General features: G+C 31.5%; 5 protein-coding genes and 1 pseudogene. 3 read left to right on the top strand and 3 right to left on the bottom strand.

Annotated features, from left to right (window positions below; genetic code table 11):
* The first annotated feature begins 277 nt into the window (after nt 1-277).
* Together QZ260_RS13190 and QZ260_RS08460 are read left to right on the top strand one after the other, a co-directional pair.
* Nucleotides 278-373: a hypothetical protein gene (locus QZ260_RS13190; protein ID WP_365969425.1), complete on the top strand. Its 96-nt coding sequence runs from the start codon at nt 278-280 to the stop codon at nt 371-373.
* A gap of 173 nt (nt 374-546) precedes the next feature.
* Nucleotides 547-1524, top strand: a complete 978-nt coding sequence (locus QZ260_RS08460; protein WP_295985025.1) for a nitronate monooxygenase — start codon at nt 547-549, stop codon at nt 1522-1524.
* 80 nt (nt 1525-1604) lie between these two features.
* Here QZ260_RS08460 and QZ260_RS08455 read toward each other — a convergent pair whose 3' ends face one another.
* Together QZ260_RS08455 and QZ260_RS08450 are read right to left on the bottom strand one after the other, a co-directional pair.
* Entirely contained in the window at nt 1605-3290 is a 1686-nt protein-coding gene (locus QZ260_RS08455; protein ID WP_295985023.1) for a hypothetical protein, read from the bottom strand.
* Nucleotides 3291-3389: 99 nt separating this feature from the next.
* Nucleotides 3390-3542: an SsrA-binding protein gene (locus tag QZ260_RS08450; protein WP_295985022.1), complete on the bottom strand. Its 153-nt coding sequence runs from the start codon at nt 3540-3542 to the stop codon at nt 3390-3392.
* A gap of 535 nt (nt 3543-4077) precedes the next feature.
* Here QZ260_RS08450 and QZ260_RS08445 point away from each other — a divergent pair.
* A complete protein-coding gene (locus tag QZ260_RS08445) occupies nt 4078-5028 on the top strand; it encodes a calcium/sodium antiporter (protein ID WP_295985020.1) in 951 nt (316 codons plus the stop codon).
* A gap of 301 nt (nt 5029-5329) precedes the next feature.
* On the opposite strand, the pseudogene QZ260_RS08440 reads toward QZ260_RS08445, so the two are convergent.
* A pseudogene (locus QZ260_RS08440) lies at nt 5330-5564 on the bottom strand (glutamine synthetase); the annotation flags it as partial.

Below are 5564 nucleotides of genomic sequence, written 5' to 3'. Positions count from 1 at the left end.
TAATTTTGAAACTGTCACTAGTACTTGGTTGGTTATATTATAGTGGCATTAAAAGAGGGTAGTTGTTTGAGTTCTACCCTCTTTTTTCGTTTAATTATTTACACACGTCTCTCGATCTCACTTTTTAGCTAGGCTTTAGCGGCTAAACAAAACGTAACACCTTTGTGGGTTTATAGGAGTATAGCAGTAACCGGTTGCGAGCCAGATGAAATGGGAATTGGTCCTAAATTCGCAGCGCCAAAATTATTGAAACAACATGGATTAACAATATAATGAGATCATACATTGGGAATTAAACGAAGCTTTTGCTTTACAAGTATTATATTGCAGAGAGAAATTAGGAATCGATGACAATTTATTAAATGTAAATTGAGATGCCATTTCTATTGGACAGCTTTACGGAGTGAGTGGATCTCGTATAGTACTCATGCATTAATAGAATGGAAACGAAAAGGCGCTAATTAGGGCGTTAGCACTATGTTTGTTGTAGGCGGAATGGGAGCTGCTGGGTTATTTGAAGTCATCTAATAAAATATTAATTATATTATGAGTAAAGCATCATTTATTAAAGAATTATCACTGCCAGCAATAGCGGCGCCAATGTTTTTAATATCAGGACCTCAATTAGTAATTGAGTGTTGTAAAAATGGTATTGTTGGAACATTCCCAGCATTAAACCAACGAACATCTGAGGGATTTGAAGAATGGCTAATTGAAATTAAAAAAGCACTTTCCGATTTTGAAAAGGAATCGGGTAAAAAAGCAGCACCATTTGGTGTTAATCTGATTGTCCATCATTCTAACCCAAGAGTAGAAGCAGATTTGGCCTTGTGTGTTAAGCATGAAGTTCCATTAATAATTACTTCATTGGGTGCCGTTTCAGAATTAGTAGATACTGTCCATAGTTATGGAGGTTTGGTATTTCACGATGTGATTAAAAAACGTCATGCTGAAAAAGCAGCGGAAGCAGGAGTAGATGGATTAATACTCGTTGCAGCAGGTGCTGGTGGTCATGCAGGAACCATAAACCCGATGCCATTAGTTTCAGAAATTAAAAAAATATTCAAGAAAACGATATTACTTTCGGGTTGCATTAGTACAGGAAGAGATATCGCTTCGGCAATGCAAATGGGAGCAGATTTAGCTTATATGGGAACCCGTTTTATTAATACCGAAGAGAGTAAAGCACCAAAAGCTTATCAAGATATGATTATTGATTGTGGTGCAAGTGATATTATCTATACCGCTGCAGTTTCTGGAGTTGCTGCAAACTTTTTAGCACCCAGTTTAAATGCTATGGGAATTACTGAAGACATGTTAGCAAAAAAGAGTAAAGTAGATTTTGGAGAAGAATTAACTGCTAAAAATGATGAAGCTAAAGCTTGGGCTACCATTTGGTCGGCAGGACAAGGAGTAACCACCATAAATAATTCGCTAAGTGTAAGTGATTTAGTTTCGGATTTAAAAACAGAATTTAAAGCCGCTATTGAAGAGCAGTATAAGTTGTTAAAGGTTTATAAATAACAAACTCAGTCGATATATTTTAAAAATGTTTACTTCCTAACAAATAGCCATAGTCATTGGCTTTTTTGTTGGTGATTTATTTACTCAATACATTTAAGCTTATCGATAAAAAACTCTTTGTATTCTATAAAATTTATTTCTTTATAGCCTTGAGTTCCATGAATTACTATAGATTTAATAGGTGATTTTTTTAATATATTTATGTTAATGCTAGATAATCTAGCTTTAAAAAGAAACAATTCACCGCATTCAATATCCCAGGAGTGATAAAAGTTAACAATGCGATTATTTTCTAAAGTGATTTTTACACTAGATCTTTGGTTCGGCAGGTAAGTAGCGCACCCTAAATCTTCTGATAAATTGAAAAAGACATCTGTTTTTCTGCCTTGTTTATATAATTCTACTGTAAGATTTTTATTTAGAGTATATGGCTCTGTTCTAATTGTTGTAATGTTATAAAATCGATCATACTCATTGATTTGATAATGACAAGAATCTCTATACTTGATTCTTTCAAGCAATGTTGCTTTTTTATTTTCTTCTTCTTTTGAATTAGAAGTATTGGCTTCTTTAGCTATAGTAGTGCGATTTCTTAATGCTTCTTGCTCTTTTCTTTCCTTCTCTATAATTCTAGCTATCGAATCGTTTTGTCTCCTTAATTCGATTAATTGTTTTGTTTCAAGTTCTCTAACCTTGATAATAGAATCATATCGTCTTTTTTCAATGATTCGGTTGCTTTGCTCTTCTTTGGTTTGACTAATCGTGTTTTTCTTTCTTTTTTCTTCTAATGCTTTTTCTTGGGCTTTAGCTTTAGCAATAGAGTAGTTTCTTTTTTTCAATTCCTTCAAAGCCTTTTTCTTATCCTCTTTTACTTGAGTTAAGGAATCATTCTTTTTTCTTTTGGCTTCTGTCTTTTGTTGTTCTTTACCTTTAGCAACAGAATCGTTTCTTTTTCTCAATTCCTTTAAAACTTTCTTTTTATCTTCTTTTACTTTAGTTAAGGAATCATTCTTTTTTCTTTCGGCTTCTATCTTTTGTTGGGCTTTAACTTTAACAACAGAATCATTTCTTTTTTTCAATTGCTCTAAGGCTTTCTTTTGATTCTCTTTGGCTTGAGTAATAGAATCATTTCGCTTTTGTATTTTTAATTGTTTTTTAGCGGCGTCTTCAGCTTTAGTAATAGAATCATTTTTTTGTTTCTCAGCTAAAATTCTATTTTGTTCTTTAATAGCTTGATTAATTGAATCTTTCTTTCTTTGTGCAATACGTTCTATTTTTTGTTCTTCTTTAACTTTTGCAATAGAGTCGTTTTGTTTTATTTCTAAGAGCTTACTTTTTGCTTCGTTTTCAATTTTTGCCATAGAATCTATACGTTGCTGCTCAATTAATTTTTTTTCCTCTGCAGCTTGTATTAAAATTGTGTCTGCTTTTTCCTGTTTTTGCTTTCTTTCTTGTATGGCTTTATCTCGTTCCTTTTCTTCATGATCAAAATATAAATCCATCATTTGTTCGTTTACAAATAAATCTTGATCCTTAACAAAACCAACTAAATCTTTATATTTTATTTTATAGGTATAGTTACCAAGATAACCGGTTACTATACATTTTTCATTCTCTTTAAATTCAGCAATAGTTTGAGATGCCTTAGTTGAAGTTTGATATAGGTTACCATCTTGAGAAAATTTCGTAGAAATTTTGGCTTCTTGAGAAATTAGATTTAGGGTGAAGCTAAAAAGTATTAGTAATGGATATATATGTTTAACCATAGGTGTTCGGTTTGTTGGGGGCTTTTATATTAAAGTGTTAATTTACTATTTGAATATTTCAAAACACAAAAATTAAGCCGAAATGCTAATTTTTAACTATCAATCTAATGCATTTCTTGTAACAAACCATTTCCAACCAATAATTGCCATTTGTAATTTAGTGGCTTTGGCTAAATCTAACTGTTTTTTAGAATAACTGGGTAAGATTAATTTGTTAACCTTTGCTAAAAATTTGAAAACTTCCTTTTTCACGTTATTGGTTTATTTAAGGACAAAAATAGTAAAACTTATTCTAGACTAAGTTTTACATGCTTTTTGGTTTAGATAATTGAAATAATAAATAGTATTACGTCAATTACAATTTTGGCAAGTGTTATCATGTTTTAAGGTTTAAAAAGTTAGTAAATAAGATTATCTATATCAATGTTTTTTGAAGATATATATTTACTGATGTGTTGACCAAACGATTTTATATAAATCGATGATTTTGAATGCTAATTTGTAAGTAAAAAAATAGGAATGGTTTCAATAATAACATAATGCTCTTGATATAAGTTTTGTATTATAACTAAAAAGTGATTATTTATTTAAATTTGATATAATTATAAGGCATTTTTTAATTGAATTTTATAAACCAAGGGGGTTTTTATTAAAAAATTGATGTTTTTTGAGTATTTCATCTTTTATGAAAATAAAATGTCATTGCTAAATTTCAATCTGAATTAAAAAATTTCACTTTTCACTTTTCACTTTCATTTATATTATCTTCGCAAAAAAAAATATTTTCATGAGTTTACTTTGGGTTATCCTTGGGTTTATATTATTAGTTGTAGGAGGTGAGTTTTTGGTACGTTCCTCAGTAGCACTATCATTTAAGTTTAGTATATCCAAAATGATTATTGGTATGACGGTGGTGTCATTCGCAACTTCAGCTCCAGAATTATTGGTAAGCTTACAAGCTGCCCTATCAGGTTCTCCAGCAATTGCCATTAATAATGTGGTAGGATCTAATATTGCTAATATTGGTTTGGTTTTAGGTATAACTGCTTTAGTGGGTTCTATAGCCGTAGATAAGTCATTTTACAAGCTTAATTGGCCAGTGATGATGGTGTTTTCCATTGTACTCTATTATTTTTTAAAAAATGATAATGTTTTAACAGCTATTGAAGGAGGTGTTTTATTTGCTGGTCTTATAGCATTTTTAATCTTTCTTATTAGGAGTGCAAAAAAGGATATTTTTATTGAGGAGGTAGACGATGCTTTATCAACTGTCTCTAACTTTAAAATTGGTTTGTGGTTATTAATTGGGGCAACATCCCTTTATTTTGGTAGTGAATGGCTTGTTCTTGGAGCTAAGGAAATTGCGACGGCAGTTGGTGTTAGTGAAGCCGTAATAGGCGTTTCTTTAATTGCCATTGGTACGAGTGTACCAGAGTTAGCAGCTTCAGTAATCGCTGCGGCGAAACAAGAAAAAGCAATTTCGTTAGGAAATTTAATAGGCTCAAATATATTTAATATTGGATCGGTTTTAGGTTTAACTGCTATGGTTACACCAATTCCTGTTACCGAGCCACAAATTTTGTCGAGTGATATCTTCTGGATGCTAGGTTTTTCAGCAGTTTTAATTCCTTTAATATTTTTACCTAAACGTTTTCAAATTAGTAGAGCAAAAGGTTTCTTTTTAGTTATAGGCTATGGGATTTTTATGTTTCTGGTTTTTACAAAAGGCAAGCTTTAAATTTTTAAAAAATCACTTCTCATTCATTTCTCTTTTATCTGTTATAAAAATTGGTGATTTACTAAATTACTTGACTTTTTCAGAAAAAAAAACGAACCTTTCTAAAAATAAAACAACATTCGGTTTAAAACGATAAGCTTACAAATAGATGCGTTAGGGTTTGAAGCGGAAAGTCCACAGCGAGGTGCGTCGCGAGGATTTGTAATGTAAAGCCCTACCCTGAGGTAACGCCCAAATAAAATATTATAAAAAAACGTCCAAGATATATTGGACGTTTTTTTTTATAATAAATGCGTTAAGTTTATTTAACTGGTTTTACAGTTTTAATAATTCTTGCAGCAACTTTATATGGGTCAGAGTTTGAAGATGGACGACGATCTTCTAACCATCCTTTGTAGCCATTTTCTACAACAATAATTGGAATACGAATTGAAGCTCCTCTATCTGAAACTCCCCAAGAGAAATCGTTGATTGAAGCAGTCTCATGTAAACCAGTTAAACGTTGCTCATTGAAAGCTCCATAAACTGCGATGTGT

Origin of the sequence: uncultured Algibacter sp. (assembly GCF_905480415.1) — a bacterium.
In the GTDB taxonomy this organism is placed as follows: Bacteria; Bacteroidota; Bacteroidia; order Flavobacteriales; family Flavobacteriaceae; genus Algibacter_B.
The sequence above is the reverse complement of the archived record's forward strand: the minus strand, read 5'-3'. Positions and strand labels throughout refer to the sequence as shown.